Source organism: Terrisporobacter petrolearius (genome assembly GCF_020748185.1).
In the GTDB taxonomy this organism is placed as follows: domain Bacteria; phylum Bacillota; class Clostridia; order Peptostreptococcales; family Peptostreptococcaceae; genus Terrisporobacter; species Terrisporobacter petrolearius.
The window spans coordinates 1-543 of sequence record NZ_JAHZMO010000119.1 but is presented as its reverse complement, the minus strand read 5'-3'; the positions used below and the strand labels follow the sequence as shown (position 1 = coordinate 543).

Sequence of the window (543 nt, the reverse complement as noted above, 5' to 3'; positions counted from 1 at the left end):
AGATCCTGACCACAGGAGCGATATCTGGCACGCTGACGCTGATGCCACAGCTGAATGGTGTGGATGCGGCTAAAGCCCCCGCCGTGGTGAATATCATTTCTGTTTCGTCATCCCGGACTCACTCGTCAATTAAAATTGATAAAGACCGTTATCTCTCCGGCAATCCTATCGAGGTGACGGTAGAACTGAGAGATGAAAATGGCAAACCTGGTAAGGAGCAAAAACCGCAACCGGAATGCCCAGGCAGCATCGACAACGTGAAACCTGGTGTCACTACAGACTGGAAAGAAACCGCAGATGGCGTCTATAAGGCAACCTATACCGCCTATACCAAAGGCAGTGGGCTTACTGCGAAGCTATTAATGCAAAACTGGAATGAAGATTTGCATACCGCTGGTTTTATCATCGACGCCAACCCGCAGTCAGCAAAAATTGCGACATTATCTGCCAGCAATAATGGTGTGCTCGCCAATGAGAATGCAGCAAACACCGTCTCGGTCAATGTCGCTGATGAAGGAAGCAACCCAATCAATGATCATACCG

1 pseudogene is annotated in these 543 nt (G+C 49.0%); it reads left to right on the top strand.

What is annotated here, in order from left to right:
• Positions 1-543 (top strand): annotated as a pseudogene (locus tag K0040_RS22395) (hypothetical protein); the annotation flags it as partial.